The sequence below is a fragment of the Pseudomonas sp. TH31 genome (assembly GCF_016650815.1).
GTDB lineage: Bacteria > Pseudomonadota > Gammaproteobacteria > Pseudomonadales > Pseudomonadaceae > Aquipseudomonas.
Genome location: NZ_JAEKEZ010000001.1, coordinates 1 through 15,643 on the forward strand (window position 1 = coordinate 1; position 15,643 = coordinate 15,643).

General features: G+C 59.4%; 14 protein-coding genes, 1 tRNA gene and 2 pseudogenes. 6 read left to right on the plus strand and 11 right to left on the minus strand.

Annotated elements, in window-relative coordinates; translation table 11 throughout:
* The coding region (locus JFV26_RS00005) for an HAD family hydrolase (RefSeq protein WP_446739885.1) at positions 1-415 on the minus strand (415 nt) is incomplete at its 3' end.
* Positions 416-574: 159 nt separating this feature from the next.
* Between JFV26_RS00005 and JFV26_RS00010 the strand changes: the two genes are divergently transcribed.
* Positions 575-2,143: a sensor domain-containing diguanylate cyclase gene (locus JFV26_RS00010; protein WP_201188611.1), complete on the plus strand. Its 1,569-nt coding sequence runs from the start codon at positions 575-577 to the stop codon at positions 2,141-2,143.
* A 103-nt stretch (positions 2,144-2,246) separates the two neighbouring features.
* Here JFV26_RS00010 and JFV26_RS00015 read toward each other — a convergent pair whose 3' ends face one another.
* Positions 2,247-2,546: a hypothetical protein gene (locus JFV26_RS00015; protein WP_201188615.1), complete on the minus strand. Its 300-nt coding sequence runs from the start codon at positions 2,544-2,546 to the stop codon at positions 2,247-2,249.
* Between the two features lie 150 nt (positions 2,547-2,696).
* Positions 2,697-3,283, minus strand: a pseudogene (locus tag JFV26_RS00020) (GNAT family N-acetyltransferase).
* Between the two features lie 130 nt (positions 3,284-3,413).
* On the opposite strand from JFV26_RS00020, the gene JFV26_RS00025 reads away from it, so the two are divergent.
* On the plus strand, positions 3,414-4,208 hold the full coding sequence (locus JFV26_RS00025) for an exodeoxyribonuclease III (RefSeq protein ID WP_201188617.1): 795 nt from the start codon (positions 3,414-3,416) through the stop codon (positions 4,206-4,208).
* A 112-nt stretch (positions 4,209-4,320) separates the two neighbouring features.
* On the plus strand, positions 4,321-5,157 hold the full coding sequence (locus tag JFV26_RS00030) for an arylamine N-acetyltransferase family protein (protein ID WP_201188619.1): 837 nt from the start codon (positions 4,321-4,323) through the stop codon (positions 5,155-5,157).
* 82 nt (positions 5,158-5,239) lie between these two features.
* On the opposite strand, the gene JFV26_RS00035 is transcribed toward JFV26_RS00030, so the two are convergent.
* The 3 genes and pseudogenes from JFV26_RS00035 to JFV26_RS00045 all read right to left on the minus strand — a co-directional run bounded on the left by JFV26_RS00035 (position 5,240) and on the right by JFV26_RS00045 (position 6,346).
* Positions 5,240-5,692 (minus strand): hypothetical protein, encoded by a 453-nt coding sequence (locus JFV26_RS00035; RefSeq protein ID WP_201188621.1) that lies wholly within the window; start codon positions 5,690-5,692, stop codon positions 5,240-5,242.
* Between the two features lie 26 nt (positions 5,693-5,718).
* The gene (locus JFV26_RS00040; protein ID WP_201188623.1) at positions 5,719-6,060 is read right to left on the minus strand and encodes a BrnA antitoxin family protein; all 342 of its coding nucleotides are present in this window, start codon (positions 6,058-6,060) and stop codon (positions 5,719-5,721) included.
* Positions 6,061-6,062: 2 nt separating this feature from the next.
* A pseudogene (locus JFV26_RS00045) lies at positions 6,063-6,346 on the minus strand (BrnT family toxin).
* Positions 6,347-6,598: 252 nt separating this feature from the next.
* On the opposite strand from JFV26_RS00045, the gene JFV26_RS00050 reads away from it, so the two are divergent.
* The gene (locus JFV26_RS00050; protein WP_201188625.1) at positions 6,599-8,116 is read left to right on the plus strand and encodes a nucleobase:cation symporter-2 family protein; all 1,518 of its coding nucleotides are present in this window, start codon (positions 6,599-6,601) and stop codon (positions 8,114-8,116) included.
* Positions 8,117-8,289: 173 nt separating this feature from the next.
* Here the strand turns inward: JFV26_RS00050 and JFV26_RS00055 are convergent.
* Positions 8,290-8,365 (minus strand) — tRNA-Asn (locus JFV26_RS00055).
* Positions 8,366-8,597: 232 nt separating this feature from the next.
* Between JFV26_RS00055 and JFV26_RS00060 the strand changes: the two genes are divergently transcribed.
* Positions 8,598-8,828, plus strand: a complete 231-nt coding sequence (locus tag JFV26_RS00060; protein ID WP_008007186.1) for a hypothetical protein — start codon at positions 8,598-8,600, stop codon at positions 8,826-8,828.
* Here JFV26_RS00060 and JFV26_RS00065 read toward each other — a convergent pair.
* Positions 8,825-9,028 carry a hypothetical protein gene (locus JFV26_RS00065; protein ID WP_201188627.1) on the minus strand — a complete coding sequence of 68 codons (204 nt, stop codon included), beginning with the start codon at positions 9,026-9,028 and terminating at the stop codon, positions 8,825-8,827. The two genes, JFV26_RS00060 and JFV26_RS00065, sit on opposite strands and share 4 nt — an antisense overlap.
* A gap of 240 nt (positions 9,029-9,268) precedes the next feature.
* On the minus strand, positions 9,269-10,465 hold the full coding sequence (locus JFV26_RS00070) for an amino acid aminotransferase (protein WP_201188629.1): 1,197 nt from the start codon (positions 10,463-10,465) through the stop codon (positions 9,269-9,271).
* 339 nt (positions 10,466-10,804) lie between these two features.
* Between JFV26_RS00070 and uvrB the strand changes: the two genes are divergently transcribed.
* Positions 10,805-12,820 carry an excinuclease ABC subunit UvrB gene (gene uvrB / locus JFV26_RS00075; RefSeq protein ID WP_201188631.1) on the plus strand — a complete coding sequence of 672 codons (2,016 nt, stop codon included), beginning with the start codon at positions 10,805-10,807 and terminating at the stop codon, positions 12,818-12,820.
* A gap of 108 nt (positions 12,821-12,928) precedes the next feature.
* Here the strand turns inward: uvrB and JFV26_RS00080 are convergent, their stop codons facing one another.
* Positions 12,929-14,419 (minus strand): DHA2 family efflux MFS transporter permease subunit, encoded by a 1,491-nt coding sequence (locus JFV26_RS00080; protein WP_201188995.1) that lies wholly within the window; start codon positions 14,417-14,419, stop codon positions 12,929-12,931.
* 49 nt (positions 14,420-14,468) lie between these two features.
* Positions 14,469-15,518 (minus strand): HlyD family secretion protein, encoded by a 1,050-nt coding sequence (locus JFV26_RS00085; RefSeq protein ID WP_201188633.1) that lies wholly within the window; start codon positions 15,516-15,518, stop codon positions 14,469-14,471.
* Positions 15,519-15,643 lie beyond the last annotated feature (125 nt).

Here is a 15,643-nt window from a genome sequence, read left to right on the forward strand (position 1 = left end):
CCTCGAATCGCTGCAAAAACTCGAAACGCTCCAGGGCAATCGGGAAGGTTTCGGCGGACCAGTTGGTCAGCGCCAGCAGCCGGATGCCGTTGGCGTGCAGTTCATCGAGGAGCGCCACGGTGTCCTCGATGGCGCCGCCGAGCATTTCTTCCCAGCGTTCGCGGTAGGCGCGGATCAGCGCTTCCTGATTCGGATGCCGGGCGATGGCTTCCTCGATCGCTTCCTGCCAGGTCCGGCCCTGGTCTTGTTGTTCGTTCCAGGCGGTGTGGCAAACCTCTGCCAGGAAGGTTTCCATGGCCTTTACGTCGTCACCGAACAACTTTTTGTAAAGGTTTCTGGGGTTCCAGCGGATAAGTACATTACCGAGATCGAAAACGGCAGTATTGATGGCGGTTGGGTGCGGGTGGGCAGTCATGTTTTTCCTCCTTGGGCACACTTGTCGGGACAGGGCTTGAGGCCTGTGATCCTAGCAGAGACGGTTTTACCATTGGCCCCTGACGCCCCCGTAGACTAAGCTCACAAAAAATAAGGGCTTTTGGCCTTTCGCCCGCGCCGTGCCCTCCAGGAAGCACTTTTGCCGATCCCCATTCATGACTTGCACCACGCTCCCGGTGCCCTGAAACGCCTGCCTCTGCTCAAGGCTGCAGTGCTGTTTATCGCAGCGGTGTGCCTATGTCTGTGCGGCTTGCTGTACCTGCAACTGGAGCAGTCACGCCGCCATGACCTGGCCCTGGCGCAAGTCGCATCATCTAACCTCACCCGGGCGATGGCTCAGCAGGCTGAAGACACGTTTACCCAGGCCGATCTGGTGCTGACCAGTCTTGTGGACTGGATTCAGGCCGATGGTTTCGACGGTGAACAGACGCCGCGCCTGCAGAAAACCTTCGCCCGACGGGTGCAGGCGCTGCACCAGTTGCACGGGATTTTTCTGTTCGACAAACAAGGTCAGTGGGTCGTGACCTCGTTTCAGGATTTGCCCCGGGGCTCCGGTGTAATGGATCGCGAGTACTTCAAATACCACCAGCAAAACGTCTCGTCCCAGGCGCATATCGGGCCGGCGATTCGCAGTCGCGAGAACGGCGAGTGGATCATTCCGGTGACCAAGCGTATCAACGACAAGGACGGCAATTTTCAGGGTGTATTGCTGGCCGGCATCAAGATGTCGTACTTCGATCAATTCTTCAAAAGCTTCAGCATCGATGACCACGGGGCCATGTTTTTGGCTCTCACGGATGGCACGTTACTGGCGCGCCGACCGTTTGTTGAAGCGCAAATCGGCACCTCGTTGGCCCAAGGGGCGATTTTCCAGAAGCATCTGCCCGTCGCCACCTCCGGCAACGCGATGATCAACTCGGTGGTCGACGACACGGTTCGCCTGTACGGCTACCGACAGTTGGAAAGTTATCCGCTGGTGGTCTCGGCGGCATCCTCCAGGGACGCGATTCTCAAGGAGTGGTATGCCACCGCGTTTCAATCCAGTGTCATTGTGGCCTTGGTGGTATTGGGCGTGGGGCTGTTCGGCTGGGTGTTCATTCATCAAGTGCGCGACGGCGGGCGGATCGAAGCTGACCTGCGCAAGGCTCAGGAAGCGCTGGAACTGATCGCGACCCATGACAGCCTGACCGGCCTGGCCAACCGGCGTCTGTTCGAGCGGGCGCTGGAGATCGAGTTCGGCCGTGGCGCCCGGCAGGGAAGCCCGCTGAGCCTGGTGATGCTCGATATCGATTTCTTCAAGCGCTACAACGATACCTACGGCCACGTGGCCGGGGATCACTGCCTGGCCGAAGTGGCGCGAGCGCTGAAGAGTTGCTGCCATCGCAAGGCTGACCTGGCGGTGCGCTACGGTGGCGAAGAGTTCGCGGCGTTGCTGCCCGACACCGACATTCACGGTGCGATGGCGATTGCCGAGCAGATCCGCCGCAGCGTCATGGACAAGAACATCACCCACAGTGGCTCACCCACCGGTTACGTGACGGTCAGCCTGGGTTGCTATTCGTTTGTGCCAACCGGGCGCGACAGCATCGAAGTATTTATCCAGCGGGCGGACGCTGCTTTGTATCAGGCCAAGCACTCGGGACGAAACCGATCGGCGGTGTTGTCGATGGAGGGCGGCGTCGAGGCGTTGCTGCGTTCGGACCGGTAAATCAGTCAATCGGCTGCTAGCGCCCAAGGGGCGTACCTGATCCAATCATGTGTTTACAGCAGTCGACAGTCCATGACGCAGGTCGCGGCCTGCGTTGATGCGTTCAACTGCCGTTCCCGTTCCCGGCAGCGCTGGTTCCGCCGTCAACAGGCTCCGTTCCGCCAGTGGTGCCGGCGCCCGAACCGCTGGCGCCACCGTTACTGCCAGTGGCCGGGCTGTCATTGTCCGACGTGTCACCGCCGGTGGGGGAGCTCGGGGTGTTGGTTTTATTGGGTGACGTTGTCGCGCTGCTGCTGGCGCCTGACGAGGTGCCACTGGAATCGTTGGATGCCGCGAATGTGGTCACGGACGCCGCTGACAGCACTGCGGCCAGCAACAACGCGGTGATTTTGGTATTCATCATGGTTCGTCTCCAGAAGTGAGGCATTACATGATGTTGGTGTGTCTCGCGGTCCGGTTTGTGCCGTTTGCGTGACGAGTGGTAGGCCCTACCGTCAGTGGAGCGGCGCAGGTAAAAGGCTGATGGCCTCCTCTACGGTCGTGCCTGGCGCGGTTAGCGGGAGTTGTATTCAGCCAGTTTCCTTTCCAGATTCTGCCGAACCCGTGGCCACTCATCATCAATGATGCTGAACCGCACCGAGTTGCGCTTGCGTCCGTCCGGCATGATCCGCTCGTGGCGCACGATGCCTTCCTGTTGCGCGCCCAGCCTGAGGATCGCGTTGCGGGACTGCTGGTTGTTTTCGTCGGTGGTGAATTGCACCCGCACGCAGTCGAGCACTTCGAACGCATGGCGCAGCATTAGGTACTTGGCTTCGGTGTTGACGAAGGTTTTCTGCCAACTGGCGCCGATCCAGCTGCTGCCGATTTCGAGCTTGCGGTTGAGCCGGTCGACTTTCCAGAAGCGTGTCGAGCCGATGACCTTGCCCGTGTCCTTGAGCACGATGACGAACGGCAGGACGCTGCCGGCGTCGCGTCCGTCGAGGGCTTTTTGAGGTAGCTGTCGACGGTGGACGAGGAGGGCACGATGGTGACTGCCAGGTTCCACAGTTCGCCATCTGCGGCGGCGTGCACCAGTGCGTCGGCATCGCTGTATTGAAGCAGGCGCAGGACGATTCGGTTGCCTTCCAGGAGTGTTTCCATGAGTTCGATGTTCTCGGCAGATCGGGCAGGGCGTTGGACACTTATTACGCCGTACATTGCTTCGTCGGCGCAACCACCGGAACGGGTCGATGTCACACACTAGGCACCTCGCCGGCCGGAGCTTTGCTCGATGAAAAATTTGCGAATCGCGACGTTCAATGTCAACGGCCTGCGGGCCCGACTGCCGAACCTGCTGGCCTGGCTGGCACGAGAGCAACCGGACATCGTCTGCCTGCAAGAGCTTAAGTCGCTCGACAGTGCTTTCCCTGCCGCCGAGCTGGAAGCGGCGGGGTACGGCGCCATTTGGCACGGCCAGTCCTCGTGGAATGGCGTGGCGATCCTGGCCCGGGATGTGCAGCCGCTGGAGAGCCGGCGCGGCCTGCCGGGAGACGCAAGCGACACCCAGAGCCGCTACCTGGAAGCAGCGGCTCACGGGGTGCTGGTGGGGTGCCTGTACTTGCCCAATGGCAACCCGCAACCGGGGCCGAAGTTCGAGTACAAACTGGCGTGGTTCGAACGCCTGATCAGTTATGCGCAGGCGCTTCAGGGCAGCGAGCATCCGGTGGTGCTCGCCGGCGACTACAATGTGGTGCCCACTGACCTGGACATCTACAACACGCGCTCCTGGCTCAAGGACGCGCTGCTGCAGCCCGAGAGTCGCGAGTGTTATCAGCGACTGCTGGATCAGGGCTGGACCGATTCCCTGCGTCATCTGTATCCCGAGGATCGTCTCTATACGTTCTGGGATTACTTCCGTCAGCACTGGCAGAAAAATTCCGGGTTGCGCATTGATCATCTGCTGCTCAACCCGGCGCTGAGTCCGTACCTGCAAGAGGCCGGCGTCGATGCCTGGGTGCGCAACGAGCCCCATGCCAGCGACCACGCGCCGACGTGGATTCGGCTGGGGGCGCGCAAGCGGCGTTGATTTTTTTGTGGGTGGCGATTGGCGAAATCAATTGTCGGACAAAGTGCTTTATCCCTTATATATGACGCCCATCGGCGGAGTGATCCGCGGCGCCGTGCATAAGGACCGAGCAATGAGTGAGCCACGCCTGACGTATCTGAACCTGTATTGGCAACGCCTCGGTTTCAGCACTACCCCCGCGCCAACCCTGGAAACCCTGCGTCAACTTCAACTGCGCCACACCGGCGCTTTCCCGTTCGAGAACCTCACCACCTTATCGGGTGAGCCGGTACTGATCGACTTGCCGTCGGTTGAGCAAAAGGTCCTGCACCAGGGGCGCGGTGGTTACTGCTACGAACTGAACAGCTTGTTCCTGGCCTTGCTGCAGGACTTGGGGTTTGACGCTCGCGGTATCAGCGGTCGCGTTGTGTTGGGTCAGCCCGAAGGCGCGTGGACGGCGCGCACTCACCGCTTGAGCCTGGTGACTCTGGACGGCGTGCGCTACATCAGCGACGTCGGCTTCGGCGGCATGGTGCCCACTGCGCCGCTGATGCTCGATACCCTCGACGAACAGCTTACGCCCCACGAGACGTATCGCATCGAACAGCATGAGGACAGCTACACGCTGCGCGCCAACGTTGCCGGTGAATGGCGGGCGATGTACATCTTCGACCTGCAACGCCAGGAAGACATCGACTACACCCTCGGCAACTGGTACGTCTCGACCCATCCGGATTCGCCGTTTTGCAAGCGTTTGATGGTGTCGCTCACCGGGGACGGGTGGCGGCGGACATTGAGCGACGGCAGTTTCACCATTCACCGGATTGGCAGCGAGAGCGAACGGCGTCAGGTGACGGATGTGGATGAGGTGGTCGGGGTGCTGGAAAGTGAGTTTGGGATTCGGGTGCCAGCGAATGTTCAGTTGAGGCAGATGATCGAGCGTTTGATTGAGCCTGAAGAGCAGGTTTGACTGATCAGGCGCAAGGCAGGCCTGTCCGGTTTGCCTTCCTTGTTCAGGTCGTCGCAGGCCGGATTATCGCTTGAGTCACCTGTTAACGAATGTCGCGCCTCCACAGCCCGTTGTTAACATTCAGGCGCCTGCAAGCGAGTCCCAGTCGTGGATAGATCCAAGGAATGCCAAATCGGCGAATGGTGAAATAAAACCGGTACTCGGCCAAGCCGTCGAGGGTGGCGTAGAAGTTTGCTTCGTCCAGCCAGACCACCTCGTCGAGCCAGAACGAGCTGTACATTTGGCAGATTGTACGTTCGCTCAGCACCGTTTCGAGGTCCTGGCTGACCAGTACAAAACAAACGGCCTCTTCGTAGGGGCAGTCGAAGTCGGTCACCAGCAGATAGCCGGCTGCGGTTTCATATTGGCGCAGCAGATTGAATCCCGAGATCGCCAACGAAGATGCGCGACCATCGATGATGACCGGGTTTTTTTCCGGCCAGTTTTCATCGGGGCCGTGATGCTGCACCAGTGCGAATCGTTCAATTGCTTTCATCGTCGTCACTCAGCGCAGGTGGGTGGCTATGGCCGAACATTCGGCGCCGTCACCCGATGGATTTCGCTGAGGGCTTCTGTGAGTTTTTTCTCGAGGCTTTTCAGATCGGAGGCCGTTACGCCTTTACTGAGATGGGCTGCGTTTGCGCCGCTGTCTTGATCGGCCTTCGCGACTTGCCCCTTGTCGCTAAGCAAGGCTTGTCGCAACGTGTTGTTGATCACCGTCTGATAACCAAACCCCTCGTTCTGCGCGACAGCGCGAGCCGCCTCGATCACGGCATCATCGAGCATGATGGTAATGCGGGTCTTGCCTTTGCTGGCGGCAGCCGCCCCACGCCTGGCGTTACTGAAGTCGTACTCGTCTTTCATGGTCATGCCTCCTTGTACTGGCGGCGCTCGTTTTGGTAGCGATGCGCGCGGAAATAATTCGAACGAAATTCGGGTCGCGCCACGTGTAGGCAACTACCAGCAAACGACCTTTTGCATCTTGTCCCATGATGATCCAGCGCTGCTCGTCGTGATCGTGGTCTTGCAATGTCAGGGCTCGCTCGTCATCGAATACCGGCTCGGTCTCCGCGAGGCTGACGCCGCGATGCTTGAGTTTGTTGGCCGCGTTCTTTGCCTTGTCATACTGAATTTCGAATGGCTTCGTTATGCATACTTTATATGTATAAAAAAGAGAGCGTCCGTGCCGGCGGTCGCCATGAAGACAAAAGACTAGCGGGAGAAGGGAGGTGTGCTGAGCGGGATGTATTGCCAGGTTTTTGAAGAGTCAGGCGCATAGCTCAATGGTCGGAATGGACGTATGTCGATAATTTGACCGGTGAGTTGTATACAACTCTATAGACATTTGTCCTGAGTCTTGCATACAGTGTGCGCATAACAAAAACCAGGGAACCCCCCAACCATGAAAACGCCCCATGTTTCACACCAACGGCCTGAGGACGAAAATCTCGGGATCGGCGCGAATATGGCTTACGGCCTGCAACACGTTCTGACCATGTACGGCGGCATCGTTGCGGTGCCATTGATTATTGGCCAGGCCGCCGGGCTCTCGCCGGCGGACATCGGTTTGTTGATTGCTGCATCATTGTTTGCGGGGGGCTTGGCAACATTGCTGCAGACCCTCGGGTTACCGTTTTTCGGTTGTCAGTTGCCGCTGGTGCAGGGCGTGTCGTTCTCCGGTGTCGCGACCATGGTGGCGATTGTCAGCAGTGGCGGGGAGGGTGGTTTTCAGTCGATTCTCGGCGCGGTCGTTGCCGCGTCGTTGATCGGTTTGCTGATCACGCCGGTGTTCTCGCGAATTACCAAGTTCTTCCCGCCGCTGGTCACGGGCATCGTTATCACCACTATCGGCCTGACGCTGATGCCGGTGGCCGCACGCTGGGCCATGGGCGGCAACAGTCATGCGCCGGACTTCGGTAGCATGGCGAATATCGGTCTGGCGGCGGTGACGCTGGTGCTGGTCTTGCTGCTGAGTAAAATCGGCAGCGCGACCATCTCCCGCTTGTCGATTCTGCTGGCCATGGTTATCGGCACAGTGATCGCGGTGTTCCTTGGCATGGCAGACTTCTCGTCCGTGAGCCAAGGCCCGATGTTTGGCTTCCCGACACCGTTCCACTTCGGCATGCCGACCTTCCACTTTGCCGCGATCCTGTCGATGTGCATCGTGATCATGGTGACCCTGGTTGAAACCTCCGCCGACATTCTCGCTGTGGGCGAAATCATCGGCACCAAGGTTGACTCCAAGCGCCTGGGCAATGGCCTGCGCGCTGACATGCTGTCGAGCATGATCGCGCCGATCTTCGGTTCTTTCACTCAAAGTGCGTTTGCCCAGAATGTCGGGCTGGTGGCGGTGACCGGCATCAAGAGCCGCTTCGTGGTGGCCACTGGCGGGGTGTTCCTGGTGGTCCTCGGCCTGCTGCCGTTTATGGGCCGGGTTATCGCCGCCGTGCCGACCTCGGTACTCGGCGGCGCCGGTATCGTGCTGTTCGGCACCGTGGCCGCCAGCGGCATTCGCACGCTGTCCAAGGTCGATTACCGCAACAACGTCAACCTGATCATCGTTGCGACTTCCATTGGTTTCGGCATGATCCCCATCGCTGCGCCGAACTTCTACGATCACTTCCCGAGCTGGTTCGCGACGATCTTCCACTCGGGCATCAGTTCGTCGGCGATCATGGCCATCGTGCTCAACCTGACCTTCAACCACTTCACCACCGGCAACTCGGATCAGCAGTCGGTGTTCGCGGCTGGCACCGAGCGTGTCCTGCGCTACCAGGATCTGGCGGCGTTGCGCGAAGGGGATTACTTCAGCGAAGGCAAGCTGCATGACTGCGACGGCAAGGAGATTCCGGTGGTGGAAGCCGCCCATGAGTCGAGCGAGCATCGAGCGGTTCATGCAAAAAACAGTGAGCATGTCTGACCACTGCACATGCTAAAAAGGCTGTAGATCAAAAGATCGCAGCCTTCGGCAGCTCCTACAGGAATACACGATTCTATGTAGGAGCTGCCGAAGGCTGCGATCTTTTGACTTTTCATTGACCCACAAAAAAGCCCCTGAATCTTTCGATCCAGGGGCTTTTCGGTACTTCTGTCTGGCTCCACGACCTGGACTCGAACCAGGGACCCAGTGATTAACAGTCACTTGCTCTACCAACTGAGCTATCGCGGAATGGCGTGTATGTTACTGATTCAAAAGAGAAGTCAAGCGTCCATTGGGCACTTGAGCGATTCAATGGCACGAACGGCGGTTTATCGGCCATTGGCGGTTACCAGAACCGTAGCAGAGGTCTACCATAGCCGCCCGGAAGTGTTTACACGCGCTGCCGGCCATTCGCCGAAAAGGTAAGCGCCATGAACCATCCCGCATTCTTCACAGCACCTCAACTTGATGAGGTGTTCGCATGAGTATCGCCCAGATCAGCCTGCCCAAAGGGGTTGGCCCGCACGCCGAGAAACTGTTCGACGCCATCACTCAGGCCAGTACCGCTGACGAATTGAACCGCGCCGGTGGCAAGGCTGAAGGCTTTGTCCTTGGCCTGGAAAGCACCAAGGCCATCAAAAGCCAGGTGGCTGAGTCGCTTTACGTGGCCTATGACGACGCCGCCAGCCAGCGCGCGACCGAGCTGGCTTAACCGCCGAAGGTGAAGGTGCCGAGCATCAGCTTGGCATACAGCATCGTTGCGCCCAATTGCACCAGCCATAAGGCCAGGCCGCCGAGAAACACACCGGCCGCCACTTGCAGCACCAGGCTGCTGCCGCGTTTGGCCGGGGTGGTGCGGGGCACGAAGTGGTCCAGTTCGTCCCGGTCAGCGCGTAGGTCATCGTTTTTCATGTGGGTTCTCGTAGGAATTCTCGGGTGTACACAAACCTTGTAGGAGCAAGGCTTGCCCGCGATTGCGGTTGATCAGCCAGCGCCTATGTTGAATGTCATGGCCTCATCGCGGGCAAGCCTTGCTCCTACAGTGGATAGTTGTGTGGAGTTTAGAGGGCGCAGGCAACGCGTTGACACTTATCTGAGACAAATAAAAAACGGGAAGCCCAAGGGCTTCCCGTTTTTCGTACCGCGTGAGACTCAGATCACCGCAACGATGGACTGTGTCACTGCATCGATATTGTTCTGGTTCAGCGCGGCCACACAGATGCGGCCGGTGTCCAGGGCGTAGATGCCGAACTCGTTGCGCAGGCGTGTCACTTGTTCAACGGTCAGGCCGGAGTAGGAGAACATGCCGCGTTGACGACCGACAAAGCTGAAATCGCGCTGCGGGGCTTGCTTCGCCAGTTGCTCAACCATCTGGATGCGCATGCCGCGAATCCGCAGGCGCATTTCGGCCAGTTCTTCTTCCCACTGTGCGCGCAGTTCCGGGCTGTTCAGCACGGCGGCGACGATGCTTGCACCATGGGTCGGCGGGTTGGAGTAGTTGGTGCGGATCACGCGTTTGACTTGCGACAGTACGCGCGCGCTTTCTTCTTTCGATTCGCTGACGATCGACAGGGCGCCAACGCGCTCGCCGTACAGCGAGAAGGATTTGGAGAACGAGCTGGACACGAAGAAGGTCAGTCCCGACTCGGCGAACAGACGCACTGCGGCGGCGTCTTCGTCGATGCCATCGCCAAAGCCCTGGTAGGCCATGTCGAGGAACGGCACGTGACCTTTGGCTTTCAGCACTTCCAGCACGTTGTTCCAGTCGGCCGGGCTCAGGTCGACGCCGGTCGGGTTGTGGCAGCAGGCGTGCAGCACAATGATCGAGCCGGACGGCAAGGCGTTCAGGTCTTCGAGCAGGCCGGTACGGTTAACGTCGTGGGTCGCGGCGTCGTAGTAGCGGTAGTTCTGCACCGGGAAACCAGCGGTTTCGAACAGTGCGCGGTGGTTTTCCCAGCTCGGGTCGCTGATCGCCACGACGGCGTTCGGCAGCAGTTGCTTGAGGAAGTCGGCACCGATTTTCAGTGCGCCCGTACCGCCAACGGCTTGGGTGGTGATGACGCGGCCGGAAGCGATCAGTGGCGAATCATTGCCGAACAGCAGTTTCTGCACAGCCTGGTCGTAGGCCGCGATGCCGTCGATGGGCAGGTAGCCACGGGAAGCGTGTTGAGCGGCGCGATTCGTCTCGGCTTCGACAACGGCGCGCAGGAGTGGAATTCGCCCCTCCTCGTTGCAATAAACACCGACCCCCAAGTTGACCTTGTCGGTTCGGGTATCAGCGTTGAATGCTTCGTTGAGGCCCAGGATTGGATCGCGTGGTGCCATTTCGACAGCGGAGAACAGGCTCATTTTTGCGGCGGCTCTGAATGGAGTGTGGAGGGACGTGTCGCGCTCCAGCCGAATGCACTAGAGCGGTGCACAAACGGGGAGCTAGTATAGAGGCCATCTGCGATTGCTGGCGACAGACGATTCGGTTTTTTGGTTAAGTTTTTTCGATTATTTTTCGACCGTTAGTCGAATGGCATCGTCAAAGACTTCGAGGGATGTAGGACGTTTGCCTTGAAAGCGCGGGCAATCGGCTCCACATTGAGCACAATCCTGTTTTTTCCTCGGGCGACATCGGTCGTTTGCGGTCATTCTCGTTCCTGTCCGGTTTGACCGTGCAAGGCGCGAACCCAGAGGTTTTTCATGTCTGAATTCCAGCTAGTCACCCGCTTCGAGCCCGCCGGCGATCAGCCGGAAGCCATTCGCCTGATGGTCGAAGGCATCGAAGCCGGGCTGGCGCACCAGACGTTGCTCGGTGTGACCGGCTCGGGCAAGACCTTCAGCATCGCCAACGTGATCGCCCAGGTACAGCGGCCGACCCTGGTGCTGGCGCCGAACAAAACCCTGGCCGCGCAGTTGTACGGCGAGTTCAAGGCGTTTTTCCCGAACAACGCCGTCGAGTACTTCGTTTCCTACTACGACTACTACCAGCCCGAAGCCTACGTGCCGTCGTCGGACACCTTCATCGAGAAGGATGCCTCGATCAACGACCACATCGAGCAGATGCGACTCTCCGCGACCAAAGCGCTGCTGGAGCGCAAGGACGCGATCATCGTCACCACGGTGTCTTGCATCTACGGTCTGGGCAGCCCGGAAACCTATCTGAAAATGGTGTTGCACGTGGATCGTGGCGATAAGCTCGATCAGCGCGCGTTGCTGCGTCGTCTCGCCGACCTGCAATACACCCGCAATGACATGGATTTCGCCCGGGCGACCTTCCGGGTGCGCGGTGATGTGATCGACATCCACCCGGCGGAGTCCGACTTTGAAGCGATCCGCATTGAGTTGTTCGACGATGAAGTCGAAAAGATTTCCGCCTTCGATCCGTTGACCGGCGAAGTCACCCGGCAGCTGCCGCGTTTCACCTTCTACCCGAAAAGCCACTACGTGACGCCACGGGAAACCCTGCTCGGTGCCATCGAAGGGATCAAGGTCGAGCTTCAGGAGCGTCTGGACTACCTGCGCAGCAACAACAAACTGGTGGAAGCGCAGCGCCTCGAGCAGCGCACCCGGTTTGACCTGGAGATGATCCTCGAACTGGGCTACTGCAACGGCATCGAAAACTACTCGCGCTACCTGTCGGGCCGCGCGTCGGGCGAGGCGCCGCCGACCTTGTTCGACTACCTGCCGGCCGACGCCTTGCTGGTGATCGACGAATCCCACGTCAGCGTGCCGCAAGTCGGTGCCATGTATAAGGGCGACCGTTCCCGTAAAGAGACGCTGGTGGAATATGGTTTTCGCTTGCCGTCGGCGCTGGATAACCGGCCGATGCGTTTCGACGAGTTCGAACAAATCAGCCCGCAGACGATTTTCGTCTCGGCGACGCCGGGCAACTACGAGGCCGAACATGCCGGTCGCGTGGTCGAGCAACTGGTGCGTCCGACCGGTCTGGTGGACCCGCAAATCGAAATCCGTCCGGCGCTGACCCAGGTCGACGATTTGCTCTCGGAAATCGGCAAGCGTGTCGCGCTGGAAGAGCGGGTGCTGGTCACCACGCTGACCAAGCGCATGTCCGAAGACTTGACCGATTACCTGGCCGACCACGGCGTGCGGGTGCGCTATCTGCATTCGGACATCGACACCGTCGAACGGGTCGAAATCATCCGCGATTTGCGCCTCGGTACATTCGACGTGCTGGTGGGGATCAACTTGCTGCGTGAGGGCCTGGACATGCCGGAAGTGTCGCTGGTGGCGATTCTCGATGCGGACAAGGAAGGCTTCCTGCGTTCCGAGCGCTCGCTGATCCAGACCATTGGCCGGGCGGCGCGTAACCTCAATGGCCGGGCGATTCTGTACGCCGACCGGATTACCGGTTCGATGGAGCGGGCGATCGGCGAGACCGATCGGCGTCGCGACAAGCAGATCGCTTTCAACCTGGCCAATGGGATCACGCCCAAAGGTGTGTTCAAGGACGTCGCCGACATCATGGAAGGCGCGACAGTGCCGGGTTCGCGCAGCAAGAAGCGCAAAGGCATGGCCAAGGCTGCCGAGGAAAGCGCCAAGTACGAAGCCGAATTGCGTTCGCCGGGCGAGATCGCCAAGCGCATCAAGGGGCTGGAAGAGAAGATGTATCAGCTTGCCCGCGACCTGGAGTTCGAAGCGGCGGCGCAGATGCGCGACGAAATTGGCAAGTTGCGGGATCGGTTGATCGCGGTTTGACACAATTCCTGTAGGAGCTGCCGCAGGCAGCGATCTTTTGATCTTGTTTAAGGGCAAAGATCAAAAGATCAGCTGCCTGCGGCAGCTCCTACATAGGATTGTGTTGCATCAATGAGCTTCACCCGCCTTCAACCCCGCCGGCAACGCCTTGGTCAGCAACACCGCAATCATGCTGATCCCCAGCGCAATCCCGACAAAGTGAAACGCATCGTTGTAAGCCATGATCGACGCTTGCTGGTGCACGATTTCACTCATCTTGCCGAGTGCCGCCGTATCGCTGCCAAACCGGTCTGCCATCGATGCCATACGCTCGGCGACCTGCGGATTGCCCGGCACAATCGACTCGCGCAAATAATCAAAGTAAGTCTTGGTCCGCGCATCCAGCAGGGTGGCGAGGAGGGCGATGCCAATCGCGCCGCCGAGGTTACGCAGGATGTTGAACAGGCTCGACGCCGACCCCGCGTCCTGGGGCAGGATGTACGCTGTGGCGATCAACGAGATGGTGACCATGATCAGCGGCTGGCCCAGTGCGCGGATGATCTGGATCTGATTGAACTGCGGCCCGGCAAAGTCCGGGTTCAGCACGCCTGATGAAAAACTCGCCAGCCCGAACAGCCCGAAGCCGAGCGTACACAGCCACTTCGGCGAGATGAACTTCATCAGCTTCGGCACCAGTGGAATCAGGAACAACTGCGGTACGCCCATCCACATGATCACTTCGCCGATCTGCAGGGCGTTGTAGTTCTGGATCTGCGCCAGGTACAGCGGCAACAGATAGATCGAGCCATACAGCCCGACCCCCATTCCCAGGCTGGAAATACTCGATAAACCAAAGTTGCGGTTGCCCAGAATGCGCAGGTTGATCAGCGGGTTGGGTTTGGAAAACTGCACGATCACAAAGGTGATCAGGCTGAACAGCGCAATGCTGCCCAGGCTCACGATCAGGCTCGACTCCAGCCAGTCCTTGCGATGGCCTTCCTCAAGAAATACCTGCAAGCAGCCAAGGCCGACCCCAAGGGTGAGGATGCCCAAATAGTCGGTGCTTTTAAGCAGCTCCCAGTGGGATTCCTTCTTCTCCAGGCCGTACATCAGGCCGGCGATCATGAGCAGGCCCGGCGGTATGTTGATGTAGAAGATGTATTGCCAGCCCCAGTTTTCCGTCAGCCAGCCACCGATGGTCGGGCCGATGGACGGGGCGAAGGTCGCGGTCATGGCGAACATCGCCATGCCTTTGGCGCGATGGTGTTCCGGGAGTTTGATCAGTGTCAGGGTGAACGCCAGCGGGATCAGCGCGCCGCCGGTGAAACCCTGCAAGGCGCGGAACACGATCATGCTCTCCAGGCTCCAGGCCATCGAGCAGAGCAGGGAGGCGCCGAGAAATCCGAGGGAGACCCACACCGCCAGCCGTCGCGCCGACAGCAACTGCACCAGCCATGCGGTCAGCGGGATCATGATGATTTCCGCCACCAGGTAGGAGGTGGAAATCCACGAGCCTTCTTCCAGGGTCGCCGACAGTGCGCCCTGAATGTCCTTGAGCGATGAATTGGTGATCTGGATGTCGAGCACCGCCATGAAGGCGCCGAGCATCACACTCATCACCGCAATCCAGTCCCGCCGGGTCGGCTCGCCGGCCGGGCGGAGCAGTTGATCACCGGCCATCGTCAGGGGCGTCTTTGATATTCACTTTGACGGTGACTGACATGCCCGGACGGATCTTGCCGTGCAGCGGGTTGTCCGCGGCGAAGGTCAGTTTGACCGGAATTCGTTGTACGACTTTGGTGAAGTTGCCGGTGGCATTGTCCGGCGGCAGCAGGCTGAATTGTGCACCGGAAGCGGCGAACAGGCTGTCGACCCGCGCCTGGATCGGCGTATCGCCGTAGGCGTCGAAGGTCAGCTCGGCTTTCTGGCCCGGTTGCATGTGGCCGATCTGGGTTTCCTTGAAATTGGCCTGAATCCAGATGTCCTGATCCGGGACGATCGACAACAAATAAGCACCGGCCTGCACATATTGGCCATTACGAGCTGCACGCTGGCCGATCAAGCCGCTGATCGGTGCATGGATTTCGCTGCGGGTCAGGTTCAGTTGCGATTGGGCCAGGTCGGTCCTGGCGTTGGCGATCATCGCATCGAGGCGTTTGATCTCGGCGCTCAGGGCGTTGACCTGCTGGCGCTGACTTTGCGCGTCGGCCTGGGCCTTGGTCACTTGTGAGCGGGCAATGTGGTTGTCGGCGGAAAGGGTGGTCACCCGTTCTTCCGAAACATAGCCGGGTTTGCGCAGGGTCTGGGCGCGGGACAGGTCGATTTGCGAGCGACCAAGGCTGGCCTGGCTGGAAGCTACTTGCGCATCGCTGGCGGCAATCAGGCTGGCTTGCTGGGTCAGTTTGCTCTGGGCTTGCACGCGTTCGGCTTCGCGCATGGCGAGGGCGGCGTTGGCGCGGTCGACGGCGAGGTGGAAGTCATCGCCTTCGAGTTTGACCAGCAACTGGCCCTTTTCGACGTGCTGGTTGTCCTGCACCAGTACTGCATCGATGCGTGCGCCCAACTGACTGGAGACACGGGTGATCTCGCCCTGGACATAGGCGTTGTCGGTGCTTTCATAAAAGCGCCCCTTGAGAAACCAATGCGCAAAGAAGCCGCCGGCAATCAGCAGGACAATCAGCAGGAACATAAACAGGCGACGCTTGAGTTGGGCAGGCATGGGGCAAACTGTAGTCGAGAAGTGTAAGGAAAGTTATCAGCAGGCGAATCTGGCATACAGCCGATAAACGGTAAATGCCATTGGCTGATATTCGGCCATTCGCCGCGGCATACGGGCGTTGTAGA

Bases quoted from the DNA above. Each gene is read 5' to 3' on its own strand.
- JFV26_RS00060 (WP_008007186.1), top strand. From the start codon at position 8,598: ATGAGTATCGCCCAGATCAGCCTGCCCAAAGGGGTTGGCCCGCACGCC.
- JFV26_RS00025 (WP_201188617.1), top strand. From the start codon at position 3,414: ATGAAAAATTTGCGAATCGCGACGTTCAATGTCAACGGCCTGCGGGCC.
- JFV26_RS00030 (WP_201188619.1), top strand. From the start codon at position 4,321: ATGAGTGAGCCACGCCTGACGTATCTGAACCTGTATTGGCAACGCCTC.
- uvrB (WP_201188631.1), top strand. From the start codon at position 10,805: ATGTCTGAATTCCAGCTAGTCACCCGCTTCGAGCCCGCCGGCGATCAG.
- JFV26_RS00070 (WP_201188629.1), bottom strand. From the start codon at position 10,465: ATGAGCCTGTTCTCCGCTGTCGAAATGGCACCACGCGATCCAATCCTG.
- JFV26_RS00015 (WP_201188615.1), bottom strand. From the start codon at position 2,546: ATGATGAATACCAAAATCACCGCGTTGTTGCTGGCCGCAGTGCTGTCA.
- JFV26_RS00065 (WP_201188627.1), bottom strand. From the start codon at position 9,028: ATGAAAAACGATGACCTACGCGCTGACCGGGACGAACTGGACCACTTC.
- JFV26_RS00035 (WP_201188621.1), bottom strand. From the start codon at position 5,692: ATGAAAGCAATTGAACGATTCGCACTGGTGCAGCATCACGGCCCCGAT.
- JFV26_RS00050 (WP_201188625.1), top strand. From the start codon at position 6,599: ATGAAAACGCCCCATGTTTCACACCAACGGCCTGAGGACGAAAATCTC.
- JFV26_RS00085 (WP_201188633.1), bottom strand. From the start codon at position 15,518: ATGCCTGCCCAACTCAAGCGTCGCCTGTTTATGTTCCTGCTGATTGTC.
- JFV26_RS00040 (WP_201188623.1), bottom strand. From the start codon at position 6,060: ATGAAAGACGAGTACGACTTCAGTAACGCCAGGCGTGGGGCGGCTGCC.